Origin of the sequence: Paenibacillus sp. 453mf (assembly GCF_900116105.1) — a bacterium.
GTDB classification, from domain to species: Bacteria; Bacillota; Bacilli; order Paenibacillales; family Paenibacillaceae; genus Paenibacillus; species Paenibacillus provencensis.
Map to the genome: position 1 here is coordinate 2,523,671 of NZ_FPAC01000001.1, position 14,840 is coordinate 2,538,510.

The window sequence follows — 14,840 nt, forward strand, 5'->3', positions numbered from 1 at the left end:
TCTAGATCATTGAGCCGGTGTAAGTTAGTTGTTTGATAAAAGCTCGGGTTCCTTATGAACTTCGATCGTACTCTCCAGCAGTACATGTCTGCCTTCAATTGAAGAGCACTCAAACGCATGCATCGCTTCAAGCACATGGTATCCAAGCTTACCACTCGCTTCAGCCTCGCTTCCGTTACGAATCGCTTCTACCATCTGGTTCAGACCGAGACCACGCTCATTCTGCTCACTTACCGTTACAGGCTGGATCACTTCCCAGACGTCCGATCCAATTCGCTTCACTTTAACATCGCCGTTAAAGAAATTCGGATCTGGCACTTGTAGCGTTCCTTCTGTTCCATGGATCTCAATCAGCGGCAGTCCTGAACCTGCGCGAACATCAAAGCTTGCGATCATGGTACCGATAACTCCACTTGCGAAATCCATGGTTCCTGCCAGATGGGTAGGAGTTTGTACCTGAAGTTTCTGCCCTTGCTTCGGTCCTGACCCAACAACACGGTCTGGAATTTGAATTCCGGTTGAAGCGCTTACCCTACGGATTGGTCCTAACAGCTTAACAAGTGCTGTCAAATAATACGGTCCCATATCCAGCATCGGTCCCCCGCCGTAGGCATAGAAAAATTCCGGATCAGGATGCCAGGACTCAGGCCCGCCCCCCATGAAAAAAGCGGTTGCAGATACCGGTCTTCCAATGACTCCGTCTTGTATGGCTTTGATTGCAGTCTGAATACCCGATCCCAAGAAAGTATCAGGGGCGGTTCCAACATAAAGCCCTTTTTCTTCTGCCAGCTCAAGCACTCTGCGCCCATCTTCAAGAGAGATGGTGAATGGTTTCTCGCCGTATACGTGCTTACCAGCCTCAAGTGCAGCTATATTGGTTACGGCATGACTGCCGGGTACCGTCAGATTTAATACAAGCTCAATTTCATCATTTTGCAAAAGCTCGTCAACAGTGTAAGCGTTTGCTATCCCGAACTCGGCTGCTCTTGCTTCGGCGCGTTCCATAATCAAGTCCGCTACCGCCACAACTTCAATTACAGGACTCTTCTTCAGGTTCGTAAGGTATATGCTGCTGATATTCCCGCACCCGATAATGCCTGCCTTCATTTTTTCCACTGATCTTGTCACTCCTCTGGTGATTGACCTTCAAGGTAATTCTTAACTGGTACTATAGTATTCGATTCGTTTATAAATTAAAATGAAGTATATGATCAAAACATGAACAATCTGGTCAATATTTTTATTTCAAGGAGTCAGTACTTATGTCAGTCGAACAATCCTGCCAAGTTCTTACAGCCGGCTTTTCATTTCATCGGAAACCTTACTATTTCTCACAGCCTGAAGGAGTTAAAAATTATTTGTTCCGTCTTCAAACCGACGGGAGGTGCAGAGCCCGGGTCGATGACCAAATGACCTTTATAGAATCAGGTGATCTGCTGTTATTTCATCCGACAGAACCGTACGAACTCAAGATTGACAATGAGGAGAACGGTGCCGGCAATTCACTTGTCGAAAGTGGAGATTATCATATTTTTTTCACAGGAGATTGGGCGGATGAATGGTGGCATAAAAAGAAGCGTCCGACGCGGATCAAGGTTGATCTGACCGAAAGCCTACTTAGCCTATTTCGTCAAATCGTTCTCGAACAGCGCCGGATCGCAAATCCATTTCCGGAGATCCCAAGCTATTATATGCGCATATTATGCCTTGAAATTGATCGTTTACTCTCAGAGCATCCGACAACGACACAAACCAGCTATTTGGCTTATCAAATTAAAAATTACATTGTAGAGAATGCTTCTACCCTGTTTAAACTTGAAGATGTGGCTTCCAGCATAGGCATCAGTGTCTCCAGAGCCGTTCATTTGTTTAAGGAGGCATTTGATACAAGTATCATGCAATACACACTGGATATCCGGTTAAATATGGCGCGGGAGCGCATTATTTTTAGTCCTATGTCACTCGAGCATGTCGCTGAATCCTCAGGCTTTAACAGCTATACTTACTTCCATCGCGTGTTTAAGGCCCGATTCGGAATGTCGCCGAGGGAATTTCGCTCAATTCATCGAGAACAACTTCTCTAACGCTTGCGCTGCTCGATAACCTCAGCTACAACCATAGCAAGATCGTCATTACCATATAATGACAGGACACCAAGGAGTGTATCGTCAGCAATATCGCCTGCTTCCTCCTTAGGAACGACGAGGTTCAGCACATGCTGAAGACGTTCGTTGTTCTGTTGGGCAGGATACGCTCTGCGATACAGCTCCTCGGGGTTCTGTTCATTGTTTGTACACCACTGAGCAAAGACGAGAATCATCATATCCTCATCCTGTCTGTAGCTTTCAATGATTTGTTCTTCCATTTCCTTTTTGTTCAAGGCTCATATCTCCTGTCTTGTATGATTTATCATGAATGGTTCTGTATCAGAAGCTCTTCACACAGCTCATGGCTTGCAAGCACACGGCCGGCATGAAGCTCGCAGCCTTCCGGATCTTTGCCGAGAAAGTCCAGAAAATGCTGTACGCAGCCAGTGAATCCTCTGCGGGTGAGGACCGATTCCCAGCTTCCCGGTGTTCTAATGATGGCTGGTGCACCTGCTGCATAGAGTTGCAGCGATTCCATTTGATAGATAAGTGCCGTTCTTCCTGCTCCATGAAGCTCTATCGTCTCGGTGTCAGCCCCTGCAAAACGCACCATGCCAAACGAGCCGACTCCTCTATTTCCTGTCACAATACTGCCCGAAGCCTGGAGCAGCGCACCCTGATCGTTCATCCTCAATTGATGTGATACGAGCTCACAATCCTCACCGCCAAGCCACAATAGGGTATCAATCATATGAATTAGATCATCATAAACGGTAATACGGCTTGAGCGGCTGTCAAGCTTCATGCGATGCTTATTGCAGACGATGCTCTCAACCTCGCCAGATTGGCTGATCCAATCTCGTGCCTCTCGGTATAGTGGAGCAAACCTTCGATTGAAGCCGACCGCAAGCAGAACACCCATCGATTCGGCAAAAGCCGCCATTTCTATGGATTCTTTAAGATTATAGGATAAAGGCTTATCCACATATACGGCAATCCCCCGCTCTATACAGTTCATCACAATCTCATGGTGAGATTCTGTTGAGGTATGTACAAAAACGGCATCCGGCTCCCAGCTGAACAGCTCGTCAAGATGGGTTGTTCCCCGATCAAGCCGATATAGAGAAGTGATCTCCTCTACCTTAGACAACGATCGGTTCATCACTCCGACAACCTCCACTTCAGGATGAGCCGTAAGCAGCGGCAGGTATACTTTATTTGCGATGTCACCCAAACCTGCGATCGCAATTCTTTTTCGATGTGTTATTTTCATCTGGATCTTGACTTCCTCCTGTCTCCCTGATAATCACCTGCTCTAGTGTAACAAGGGCCGGTACAACTAGCAAAGTGAAGTTACATTTGCGCATGGCTTCGTTATGTAAGTCTTGCACCATCCGGTATAATAAATGAACAATGAATTTTCCGAGGATGATATGATGAAAAAATGGCTTCTCCTTACGCTGCTCTATTTGCCAGCGCTTGTATTTCTTCTATTATATCGCAATGAAGTCATGTCATGGGCACAGGACCATGCTAATTACATGAACTTGACGCTGATTGCAACCTTATTCGCTCTGTTTCCCGTTCTTCCCTATAAGCTTGTGATCGGGCTGCTGGGGTACTCCTTCGGTGCTGTTATGGGCGGAGTTGTTACCTGGCTTGGGACAACGATTGCCTCCATTGTGGTGTACCTGATGTTCAGATGGTTATTTCAGGACAAGGGCCGATTATACCTGGAGCGTATTCCCGTCATTTCCAGGCTCACCACACTGTTCGAGCAGCATACCTTCAGTACGATACTTCTCGCTAGAATGCTTCCAATCGTTCCACAGATGGGGGTCAATATCTACGCGGGAACAGCCTCACTGCCCTTCTGGAGCTATCTGCTGGCAACCTCCGTTGGCAAGCTGCCCAGTATTGCTCTGTATGCCTATGCAGGAGGGAACTTGTTAGAGCATCCGCTTCAAACCGCAGGCGTAGCTCTGATTTATATTATGATGCTCGTTATCGCGTTTGCCGTTTATAAAATAAGGTTAAAGCAAATACAAGGACCATGTTAACCTCTCTATTTGGTTAATATCGTTTTTTTAAGATATAATACTTCAAGGACAAGTTGATCTAATTATTCTTGTAGAATGGAGTGAATATAGAATGGAACCACTATTTACAGAAAAGGCTACATTTGCGGGAGGATGCTTCTGGTGCATGGTCTCTCCCTTTGAGGATCTTCCCGGCATTTTGAAAGTACGGTCCGGCTATACCGGAGGTCATACGGAAAATCCGACCTACGAAGAGGTATGCTCCGAAACGACAGGTCATGTGGAGGCTGTTCAGATCACATATGATCCTAAATTATTCCCTTATGAGAAGCTGTTAGCGTTGTTCTGGCAGCAGATTGATCCAACCGATGCGGGAGGCCAATTTCATGACCGCGGCACTTCGTATCAAACTGCCATTTTTTATCATACAGAAGAGCAGAAGGTAAAGGCAGAAGTATCCAAACAGGCGCTGGAAGCAAGCGGAAGATTTGATAAACCGATCTTTACCCCTATTCTTCCTGCCCAGACGTTCTATGAAGCTGAAGAGCATCACCAAGATTATCATAAGAAAAATCCAGGGCATTATAAGCGTTACCGCAAAGGCTCAGGTCGCGAGGATTTCATCGAGAACCATTGGTCCCGTCCTATGAGCAAGGAACAGCTGAAAGAGCAGCTGAGCCCGATGCAATATAATGTCACTCAAAATAATGGCACCGAGCCTCCTTTTCAGAATGAATTCTGGGATCATGAAGGAGAGGGAATCTATGTAGATATCGTATCCGGTGAACCTCTCTTCAGCTCACGTGACAAATACGATGCAGGCTGCGGCTGGCCAAGCTTTACGAGGCCCCTTCGGGACTACAGTATTAAAGAGAAGACGGATTTGTCTCATTTCATGATCCGTACAGAAGTCAGAAGTCGGGAAGCTGATTCTCATCTGGGGCATGTGTTTGATGATGGGCCTGGAGAGAATGGACTGCGATACTGCATCAATTCTGCAGCGCTGAGGTTCGTTCCAAAAGAGGATCTGGAGAAAGAGGGCTACGCTGAGTATGTCCATCTATTCGAGAATACAAATAAATAAGCCATCAGGCTTGTTAGAATTAGAAAACGCAGGAGCTATCTATATAGCCCTGCGTTTTTGGATGTTCCGCTTTTTTAACGGCCCTGTTTGACTAGCACCTGTATATTCTGCTGTTCTAGATCCAGCCAACCACAAGACTAATCCACAGGGCAAAGGGTACTAGAAGCAGCTGGGCTAGCAGCGTACCTGCAAGACGTGACATCAGCATGCAGCCATACACTCGGTTCATCTGCTCCAGACGAATATCTCCACGTAGTGAGCGATCACTTAGAAGTGCAATCCGAGGGTCAATCAACAGAGTCAGCAGAATCGTTGCCATACCGTTAATTAAGCCTGACGATTGCGAAGCAGCCATCGCTTGCTCAGGATTTAAATAGGCTGCATATAAAGTGGCAAGAACTCCAACCGTATAAATAGCCGTAACCGACATGTTAAGGACCATCAGCCTTCTCGGTAAATTTCCACCGAAACATGTCTGGAGCATGGAAAATCTAGGCCAAGAAATATAGTGGAGTGCATTTTTCATCGTGTTCTTAGAGCACAGAGAAGCAAGCATGCCAGGAATCGAGCCTGACTTCTCCAGGTGAACCACCAGCCTTGAGGACCATCTTACCATGGTCGGAAACATAAGAATTGCGATGAGTGTTCCCACTGCTGCCGCTCCTAATATCAAATGAAGCTGAGTTTGAAGCATGCTGCTGTCTGTACCATTGGCTTTATCAACCATTGAACCAAGAAGCGGCCCCTGTGCCATATTAGAAGTTCTTGAGACGAGGAGCAGCACACCAGATAAAGACAAAGCGATCGTAATCCGCTTCGTTCTTAACCCGCCCAGCCTCAGTGCATAGGACAGGCTGTCTGCAGCATGAATAATCATCGTAAACAGAAACGGCAGAGCAAGTTGCAGCAGCATGATCTATTCACTCCTTATGTTTTTGATATTTTGTTATCGGGTAATAAATAGATGAGACATCTTAATGAAGGGAGAGAAACATTATGCCATGGAGCAAACACGACTACCCTCCATCCATGAAAAATCTTGACCCCAGAATCCGCGAGAAAGCTGTTGAAATTGCAAATGCTTTGCTGGAAGACGGATATGAGGAAGGCCGGTCCATTGCCATCGCTACTGCTCAAGCCAAAGAATGGGATGAGAATCATCCTGAAGCAAATAGCAGCTCTGACAGCAGCAATGACAGGCCTGTTCATTCTTCTGGTGATCACCGGAATCTTCATGTTGTTCCCTTTGAAGATGGCTGGGCAATCAAAAAAGAAGGCACAAACAAGCCAGAGGATACCTATCGATTAAAAAATGAAGCAGAGGATGCGGCAAAAAAAATCGCATCAGGCAAGGAAATGAGAGTCATCATCCATGATAAACAAGGTAAGATTATGACCTCAAAAATATATAATTGAGCTTGTTACTTGAGCAGCTAAGCTATGTAAGAATCAGCTTGGCTGCTCCTATGATTCCTGCCTTATTTCCTAATATGGCTGGTAAGATAGGGAGCGGCGGATGATCTGCAAATCCATCCATGGTGTACCTCTCTATTTGTTCGCGTACCGGACAGAGCAAGGCATCCCCTTGTTCTGAAATCGCACCCCCGATGATAATAGCCGCTGGATTATAGAGATGAATGAGATTCGTCAAACCGATAGCGATGTATTCGGCATAGTCACGGATAAGGTTCTTTGCAGCTTCGTTTCCTGCCTTGGCTTCTATAAACAGTTGTCTGGGATCATCAGCCCAAGCAGGCTGTCCTGCTTCCAATACCTGTCTTTTTAGTGCTGTAACTGATGCATACTGCTCCCAGCAGCCTTTCGAACCGCATGTACATGGCTTTCCACCCATTTGGATTACCTGATGTCCAAAGGCACCTGCATACCCGCTTCTTCCCCGGTAGGTACGGCCATTCGTTATCATGCTGCCGCCTACTCCCGTTCCAAGACTAACACATAGAAATTCGGACAGACCTCTTCCTGCACCCTGCCACATTTCCCCAATCGCCAAGACGTTTACATCATTCTCCAGCCTTGTAGGCAGGTGAAGTCTTCTCTCCATTTCTTCTCTTAGCGGAGTTCCTTTCCAGTCTGGCAAATTCGCTGTCGCACTGCCAATTGCCCCGTCTATGGTAATGAACCCTGCCGTTCCCATTCCAATGCCTGCTACTTTTATATTTAGACTCTTAGCCTTGCTAGTACAGCTTGCAGCAGCTTCGGCAATGGAGGCAAGCAGTTGATCCTTGCCCTTATCTGCATTCGTTGGGACAATCATATCGTATAGAATGACTCCATCATCTCGTACAAGCCCGGCCTTGATATTCGTTCCCCCAATATCCAACCCCACTGCGCCCTGATGCATGACTGTCTCCCCCTTCTTTTCATGCATTTATCCCAATAGTCTGTTGTATTTTGTTAGGTCTGCAATGATATGATCAACGTAATACGTCGTTTGTTCTGTTTCTCCATACTCAGCAAGCACAGTTGCCGCTCCCCTTATCAACCACAGGATCATATTTTCTAAAAGTACGGACTGATCTAGCTGTAGACCGCTCTGTTCATAACCTTTTTTAAAGTCAAAAATAGAAGCAGCAGCTTGTTGATCTGTCCATGCCTTACCAATCGACGAAGTTAATAACGCAGCTGCATCGAAGTGATAATCACCTGTTCTTGCTTCTCCAAAATCAATGATATACACCGAAGCTGCATGAAAAATGACGTTCCAGATGCCCAAATCAGCATGGATACATCCTTCCATTCGTTGGTTCATCTCTAGACAAGCCGTTACATATTTTTCAAGAGACGCGTTTAAATTATCGGACATGTTTTGAGTTGCTTCGTTCCAGCTGTATTCCAGAGAAAAACGATCTTCTTGATCATGAACTGTCGTATTTCTCAATACGGTATGTAGGATGCCTAGTGCTTTGCCCATTTGCAGGAACATGTGCTGAACAGGAACCTTGTCCGGCTTCAAATAGTGCTGAAGATTGTATACGTTGCCTTGAACCTCTATAAATCCGTTTTCATTACGACCTGGAAGAATATATGGAGTAACGTAATGCGCTGCAGCTGTACTAGAAATTTCATATTCGCAAGCCGCTTGAAGCTTGCTTCTTAGTCGTCTTAAAACGAATTGATGTCCTTGCATCGTTTCTAACCGGCAGGCATGAGATGTATGCCCCGAGGATATAGGAACAAGCCCGCTGGCTTCTCCAATCTCATAGTGCTCTTCTAAACTTCTAAGCAGGAACCCTTCTGAAATTTGCACATTGTTTCTCCTTTATGGAATTCTAGCAAGACTTCGCCCTTTATCCCCTCTATGTTATCCTTTTTATCCAGAATAAGTAAAGTATTTAAAGGGAAAAAGAAAAGCCGCACATTCAAGAATGTTACGGCTTTTGTGGGGATTTATATGCATTCATTGCATTTTTCAGCTGATCTAATGCCTGCTGGTATTGCAGCTTGTCTTTCTCTGAAGCCGATAACTGTCTTCGCATGGTCAAATCATCCTGCAGCCGCTTGACCAGCTCTGCGATTTGATCGTTTGGTTTAGAGGTCGTCGGTTTAGGCAAAGATTGTTTTCCTGTCTGTACTGTAAGCTCTCCTCGGCTGTCCACCTGTCCTACAAATACCTGCTTCAGCGGAAGCCCCAGTCTGCGCAGCTCTTTATGAACCCAATCTTCATTATGGCCCGAAGCGTTTAACGAATCGGGTAATATATGTCCGTCGATGATAATTGTTCTTGGCTCTTGCTCGGAAGACAGCTGATATCCTAATAGATCCGCAGTAAGAGGCTGATGCTCTTTTTTGAGCATTACATTAATCTCACCACTCTGCTCCATTATCGCAAACTCTACATCGGCTACCCTGAATACATCTTTTTTACGCAGCTGCTCTAAAAATTCATCCACCGTCAGGCGTTCTTTTTTCAGGTTATCTCTGAGCAAGGCGCCCCTTTCAACCAACACAGTTGCTTTCCCGTCTACGATGTCCCTGAATTTTTTACTCTTCATGGTAAAATACTCTGCAACAGCAGATACGACAACCCATACAAACAGGGCTACAAATCCTAGATACCAGGTATTATCAAGATCAAGAGAAATGTAACCCACCAAGTTTCCCAAGGTGATACCTGTGATATATTCAAATAACGATAACTGGGAGATTTGACGTTTTCCTAATATTTTCGTGATCAGAAAAAGGACGGTTACTGCTGCCAATGTTCTGATCGAAACCTCCAGCCAATCAGGCATGTTCGTTCGCCTCCTAATCGATGGTCGTTTAGTGATTCTTTTTTGCTTAATTGCTGAATTATTTACCCTTTGTTTTTGGGAAAATAATTCAGCATACCTCAACAATTTTGATTAAATTCGTCGTTCCCGATCTTCCAATCGGTACCCCTGCTGACAACACCACAGTATCCCCCGGCTCCACAAACCCCTTCATTGCCGCGTTTCGAGTCACCGATTCAAACATCTCATCTGTTGTTGTTACCTTTTCACCCAAGTATGGGAACACTCCCGAGTACAAGCATAATTTAGGCAGCACCTCAGGATTGGATGTGATTGCCAGGATAGGCGCTTCCGGACGATACTTCGATATCATTCTTGCGGTAAACCCGCTGCCTGTGGATGTAATAATCACCTTTGCTCCGAGCTCAAGTGACGCACTTACCGCGCTTTGGCTGATAACCTCGGTTATTTTGGTCGCATGCTGCTCTCTCTTCTTAAGGAAGCCACTTCTGTAATCAATAAGTGATTCAGCCTTCTTGGCAACGGCAGCCATGGTGCGAACTGATTCCACCGGATACTTCCCGGCAGCAGATTCTCCCGACAGCATCACAACATCGGCTCCCTGCAGAACTGCATTGGATACATCGCTGACCTCGGCACGGGTGGGACGAGGATTCACTTGCATGGAATCCAGCATATGTGTAGCCACAATGACAGGCTTCCCTGCCAAATTGCATTTTTGGATAAGCTCAATTTGAACCATTGGAACATCCTCAATCGGCACCTCGACACCCAAATCACCCCGAGCTACCATAATTCCATCCGATGCTTCAATAATCTCGTTGATCCGATCTACGCCCTCTTGGTTCTCAATTTTGGCATAGATTTGAACATGCTCTGCCTTGTTTTGTTTGAGGATAGACCTGATTTCCTCAATATCTGCTCCTTTGCGCACGAAGGACGCTGCAATCATTTCCACCTTGTTCTCGAGCCCAAAAGCAATATGCTTCTTATCTCGTTCTGTTACCCCTGGCAGTGTCGTTTTAATTCCTGGGAGATTAACTCCTTTTCTAGGCTTTAGCACACCACCATTCAGGATTCTGCAGTGTATATCCGGCCCAGTTACCTCCATCACTTCCAGTCCAATCAGTCCGTCATCAATAAGTACGATGTTTCCCGATTTAACAACCAGATTCATCTCCGCATAATTCACACCTATACGTTTGGCATCACCCAATACTTCTTCTGTTGTTAATATGAGTTCTTCCCCGGTCACTAGCTGGACAAAAGCTTCCTTAAGTTTGCCGATTCGTATCTCGGGTCCTTTAATATCTATCATAATCGGTACAAATGTGCCCAACTCCTCTGCTGCCTGACGTACTTGCTTCATTCGCTGGACATGCTCATGTGGTTCGCCGTGTGCCATGTTCAGACGTGCCACGGTCATCCCTTGCTGAATCATTTGCTTTAACCGATCAATGGAGTCGCAAGCAGGCCCCATCGTACAAATAATTTTCGTCTTAAGCATTCTTTCTCCTCACTTGTCGATAAAATTTAACCGTCACAAAAAGGTTCCTTTGTGAAGTATGTGTTCTCTCTTTATAAATCATGTATAAGGACGTTCCATTTGTCCGTTTCATTTTTGGCTCCCTCTCAGTCGTTCCATTTTTGGCCCCCTCTCAGTCGTTCCATTTTCGGCCCCCTCTCAGTCGTTCCATTTTCGGCCCCCTCTCAGTCGTTCCATTTTCGGCCCCCTCTCTCCGGTTGCTTCGCAAAAGTCGTTCGGGCTCCAAAAATTCCACTAAGGTCTAAACTACTGCGTTCCATACTGGTGCTGAGCTAAAAACAGACAAGACAAAGAAACCGATACATCACACCTCTGTATCAGTCTTTGTCAAAATGATAACGATATTTAAATTACATCTGTCAGCTGTTTTCTACTATGCTGATCAAGCTCTCTCCAATCAAGAATTTCGCAGCGCTTACCATTTATATCCGTTAATATCAATCGTCCTTCTTCAGGATATTGCACATGCTCGTGCAAATTACGCATTGCCATTCGTGTAGGGCCAAGCGTCGTCTGCAGCTCCCATACCCAGAGCTCTGATTTTTCTTTAACACTGTCAACTCGGGTTACTCTCGGCAGGAAATAACGAAATTGCAATTCTCTCCCCAATTCCTCTACACTTTCAGCATCCAGCTGACTTATATCCCTAATAATTCCGAGCTCATCTCCCTTCGCATTACGAATGGAAATATACTGAGAAGTGTACTTAAAAGGAAAAGTTCGATAGACTAGAATTTCATCATACAGTGCGCCTTCTACAACTCCCTGCAATACGCCTCCCGGCCCCCGACTAAACATGACAGCAGGCGGCTGAAGAAAATGAATATCGTAAGGATCCCGTTCCATTAGCCTTCGACCCCCTTGATCTTCGACAATTCTTGCTGTGCATCAACTAGCTTACGATAAGCTCCCTCTTCGATCGCGAGCAATTCTTCATGTGTACCCACTTCAACGATTTTCCCTTTGTCCAATACTACCAAACGATCGGCATTTCGCAGAGTTGACAGACGATGTGCAATGGCAAATGTCGTTCGTCCCTGTATAAGTCTCGAAATGGCTTCTTGAATCTGACGTTCGGTCTCTGTATCGACGGAAGCCGTTGCTTCATCCAATATCAAAATTCGTGGGTCATGTATAATTGCCCGGGCAATAGCAACACGCTGTTTTTCTCCTCCAGACAGCCTATGCCCTCGTTCACCAACACGTGTATCATATCCATCCGGCAGACGAACAATAAAATCATGTGCGTTAGCAATCTTGGCTGCTCGCATTATTTCATCCGGTGTAGCATCAGGCTTGGAATAAGCGATATTATCTGCTATTGTTCCATCGAATAAGAACGTCTCTTGGAGCACCACCCCGATCTTATTCCGAAGATCAATTTGAATAATCTCTGTTAGCGGAACTCCGTCGATGAGGAGGCTTCCTTCATCTGGATCATAGAAACGGCAAATCAGATTAATGAATGTCGATTTACCTGCTCCTGAATGTCCAACCAGCCCAATCATTTCTCCCGGCTGAACCTCCAGACTCACCCTCTTTAATACGGGATGATGCTTCTCATAGCCATAGGTTACCTCATTGAACTGGACATGTCCCTTCATACTGCCAATATCACGCGGGTTCTGAGCATCAGGCACATCCGGTGTCGTATCAAGAATTTCGAACACTCGGTCTGCAGCAGCCAGTGCATTACTGGACCAGTTAATCATCTGGCTAATCCATTGCAGGGGACCAAACAGCATACCAAGATAGGATATTAGAGCCATGAGTACACCTAGCTGAAGCTCGCCTTGTATAACCGATGCTCCGCCATAATACCAGATGAGAAGTGTCCCAATACCAGCGATCAAGGAGAATAAAGGGAACATTCCCTGCCACAATCCCTCAATACGAATGTTGTGCTTCACAAGCTGTTCATTTACTTCACTATATCGGGATATCTCTGCCTTCTCTTGTCCAAAAGCTTTTACTACTCTTATCCCCTGAAGCGAGTCACCAACAATGACGTTCAGACGAAAAATAGATCTCCACTGCTGATACCAACGCCGCCCGAACTTCGGCCATAGAGATAAGGACACGAACACCATTACAGGCATAGGCAATAGCGCAAAGAGAGTCAGCTTCCAGTCGAGTCCAAACATAATAGCAAAGATGGCAACCACTCGAAGAGATTCCCCGGTTACCCAGATAATACCGTCTGTCATGAATTGCCGCATCGCCTCCGAGTCACTGTTGACCCGGCCAATAAATTGCGAGGTTTGTCTGCGGTCAAAGAAGGACAGGGACAGCTTCATTAATGCGTGATAGATATCCTTTCGAATGTCCCCCATTAACTTGGAACCGACCCATACTCCCAGCAATCCGCGAAACGTTTGCATGACCGATGTGACCAGCATCGCAGCTCCTAAGCCGACGACTAGCCACAGTAATGAGTCTGCTATTGAATCCGGTTTCAAGACATCATCTATCATAATCTTCGTTAAATAAGGCGGGATTAGTTCGACAAGAGTAGTTAATACAAGTAAGATTCCAGCCACAATCATTTGTCCTTTATACGGCTTTGCGTACTGGAGCATGCGAAGAAGAACTTTCCCATTATCTTTGCAGACAGGACATGTCTGCGTTCCTTCCGCCAGTGGATGCTCGCAATTCGGGCAATATCGCGGAATTTCTTTTTCCGAAGCAGTTGGCAGCTCTTCCTGCTGAATCACTGCACATATCAGCTTAGCTGCGAAACTATAGACCGCCGTAAGGGCGGCCGTATATCTCGCTATAACAACAGGACCTTTGGAAGTATCGGCAATTAAGGAGCCGCCGCTTATTCCGCTGACGGCTCGGGCTTCTGTCATTTGCTGTACTTCCAGCCTGCTTATATTGACTCCTTGTGGAGTCCAGACCGTGACCTCTTCCCTGGTCGATCACGATCCACTGTTCTCCAAAATGTCCATTGTGTAATAAATCTGTCCGTGCGCTGAATAACAATGGATCTTCAATTTGACTTCCGATCGAACTCGGAAGCCCTTGGACTATCGACAATGAAGACACTCTCCCATCCTAAGCATCCTAGTTACCTGGACTTCACAACGATTTTGCGAATGCTCTCACTGGATAGATGATACTTCTGCTCCAGCTCCGAAACAGACCATCCTTTGGAATAATACAGTGAAATCTCTGCGTTGCGCTGAGCTAGCTGCTTGCGGGCTCCGCTCTTTTCTCCCCAGCGTGCACGCTCTTCGGTAGCTTTTGGGATGTAGATGAGATCTCCTTGAATATACTTTTGAATCTCTTTCAGCAAGCTAGGGGGAAGCGCATCTCTTCCATTTTTGTACATCACGATAAATATCCTCCTCGAATACGGTTCTCTGGCCACTCACGTCATCACTTACAAACACATTTAAAATCATGTTCGCATCTCCTTTCGTTCATTTTTTGGTTGTTGTAACCTTCTCACGGAAACTATGCCCTCAAAAAAATAAAAAAACCCTGAACGTTTACAAATGTCCATAGGCAGTCCTCTTGATTATTCATAAGCTAAACATTACACACATCATCCATCTCACGCTTCATTCAAAATTCCTTGTCATGATCGCGTATCGGTATAGAGGTACCTTGCTTTGAGCATATTCAGTTGTTCCTGTCGTTGAAGTTTGAATGACGGCTGCATTGTACTTTCTCCTCTCTTCTTAAGATTAGATTTCGCCTGATATTCAGCAAGTTAGCATGTGGCAAAATCTTCAATATGTAAAACTAAACTTATTATAATGAAAGCATTGTTATATAGGCAAGAAATAGTTTTTAAAATTTACAAATTTTATAACTCCGATCAAA

Annotated in this window: 15 protein-coding genes; 4 read left to right on the forward strand and 11 right to left on the reverse strand. The window is 45.5% G+C overall.

All coding sequences use genetic code 11. From position 1 onward, the window contains the following. Positions 1-24 precede the first annotated feature (24 nt). Positions 25-1,116, reverse strand: coding sequence for a Gfo/Idh/MocA family protein (locus BM415_RS11950; RefSeq protein WP_091158255.1), 1,092 nt, complete (start codon positions 1,114-1,116; stop codon positions 25-27). A 146-nt stretch (positions 1,117-1,262) separates the two neighbouring features. Here BM415_RS11950 and BM415_RS11955 point away from each other — a divergent pair, with 146 nt between their 5' ends. Continuing rightward, positions 1,263-2,084: an AraC family transcriptional regulator gene (locus tag BM415_RS11955; RefSeq protein WP_091158256.1), complete on the forward strand. Its 822-nt coding sequence runs from the start codon at positions 1,263-1,265 to the stop codon at positions 2,082-2,084. On the opposite strand, the gene BM415_RS11960 is transcribed toward BM415_RS11955, so the two are convergent. After that, positions 2,081-2,380 carry a hypothetical protein gene (locus tag BM415_RS11960; RefSeq protein ID WP_244533219.1) on the reverse strand — a complete coding sequence of 100 codons (300 nt, stop codon included), beginning with the start codon at positions 2,378-2,380 and terminating at the stop codon, positions 2,081-2,083. The two genes, BM415_RS11955 and BM415_RS11960, sit on opposite strands and share 4 nt — an antisense overlap. Before the next feature lie 29 nt (positions 2,381-2,409). After that, positions 2,410-3,360 carry a Gfo/Idh/MocA family protein gene (locus tag BM415_RS11965; protein WP_091158258.1) on the reverse strand — a complete coding sequence of 317 codons (951 nt, stop codon included), beginning with the start codon at positions 3,358-3,360 and terminating at the stop codon, positions 2,410-2,412. A 160-nt stretch (positions 3,361-3,520) separates the two neighbouring features. On the opposite strand from BM415_RS11965, the gene BM415_RS11970 reads away from it, so the two are divergent. Together BM415_RS11970 and msrB are read left to right on the forward strand one after the other, a co-directional pair. Beyond that, complete coding sequence (locus BM415_RS11970; protein WP_170862436.1) at positions 3,521-4,147, forward strand: TVP38/TMEM64 family protein; 627 nt, start codon at positions 3,521-3,523, stop codon at positions 4,145-4,147. A 91-nt stretch (positions 4,148-4,238) separates the two neighbouring features. After that, positions 4,239-5,210, forward strand: coding sequence for a peptide-methionine (R)-S-oxide reductase MsrB (gene msrB / locus BM415_RS11975; protein ID WP_091158261.1), 972 nt, complete (start codon positions 4,239-4,241; stop codon positions 5,208-5,210). A 115-nt stretch (positions 5,211-5,325) separates the two neighbouring features. Here the strand turns inward: msrB and BM415_RS11980 are convergent, their stop codons facing one another. Further along, a complete protein-coding gene (locus tag BM415_RS11980) occupies positions 5,326-6,123 on the reverse strand; it encodes a lipid II flippase family protein (RefSeq protein WP_091158262.1) in 798 nt (265 codons plus the stop codon). Positions 6,124-6,206: 83 nt separating this feature from the next. Between BM415_RS11980 and BM415_RS11985 the strand changes: the two genes are divergently transcribed. After that, entirely contained in the window at positions 6,207-6,626 is a 420-nt protein-coding gene (locus BM415_RS11985) for a DUF2188 domain-containing protein (protein WP_091158264.1), read from the forward strand. Between the two features lie 22 nt (positions 6,627-6,648). On the opposite strand, the gene BM415_RS11990 is transcribed toward BM415_RS11985, so the two are convergent. The 7 genes from BM415_RS11990 to BM415_RS12020 form a co-directional block, all read right to left on the reverse strand. Beyond that, a complete protein-coding gene (locus BM415_RS11990; RefSeq protein ID WP_091158265.1) occupies positions 6,649-7,572 on the reverse strand; it encodes an ROK family protein in 924 nt (307 codons plus the stop codon). Positions 7,573-7,599: 27 nt separating this feature from the next. Continuing rightward, complete coding sequence (locus BM415_RS11995) at positions 7,600-8,478, reverse strand: phosphotransferase enzyme family protein (RefSeq protein ID WP_091158267.1); 879 nt, start codon at positions 8,476-8,478, stop codon at positions 7,600-7,602. 121 nt (positions 8,479-8,599) lie between these two features. Continuing rightward, the gene (locus BM415_RS12000; protein WP_091158268.1) at positions 8,600-9,463 is read right to left on the reverse strand and encodes a DUF421 domain-containing protein; all 864 of its coding nucleotides are present in this window, start codon (positions 9,461-9,463) and stop codon (positions 8,600-8,602) included. A gap of 88 nt (positions 9,464-9,551) precedes the next feature. Beyond that, entirely contained in the window at positions 9,552-10,970 is a 1,419-nt protein-coding gene (gene pyk, locus BM415_RS12005) for a pyruvate kinase (RefSeq protein ID WP_091158270.1), read from the reverse strand. Between the two features lie 384 nt (positions 10,971-11,354). Continuing rightward, the gene (locus BM415_RS12010) at positions 11,355-11,855 is read right to left on the reverse strand and encodes a DUF1854 domain-containing protein (RefSeq protein WP_091158272.1); all 501 of its coding nucleotides are present in this window, start codon (positions 11,853-11,855) and stop codon (positions 11,355-11,357) included. Then, positions 11,855-13,861: an ABC transporter ATP-binding protein gene (locus tag BM415_RS12015; protein ID WP_244533220.1), complete on the reverse strand. Its 2,007-nt coding sequence runs from the start codon at positions 13,859-13,861 to the stop codon at positions 11,855-11,857. The genes BM415_RS12010 and BM415_RS12015 overlap by 1 nt, the downstream gene beginning before the upstream one ends. 218 nt (positions 13,862-14,079) lie before the next feature. After that, a complete protein-coding gene (locus BM415_RS12020; protein WP_047910997.1) occupies positions 14,080-14,346 on the reverse strand; it encodes a CD3324 family protein in 267 nt (88 codons plus the stop codon). Between the last annotated feature and the right edge of the window lie 494 nt (positions 14,347-14,840).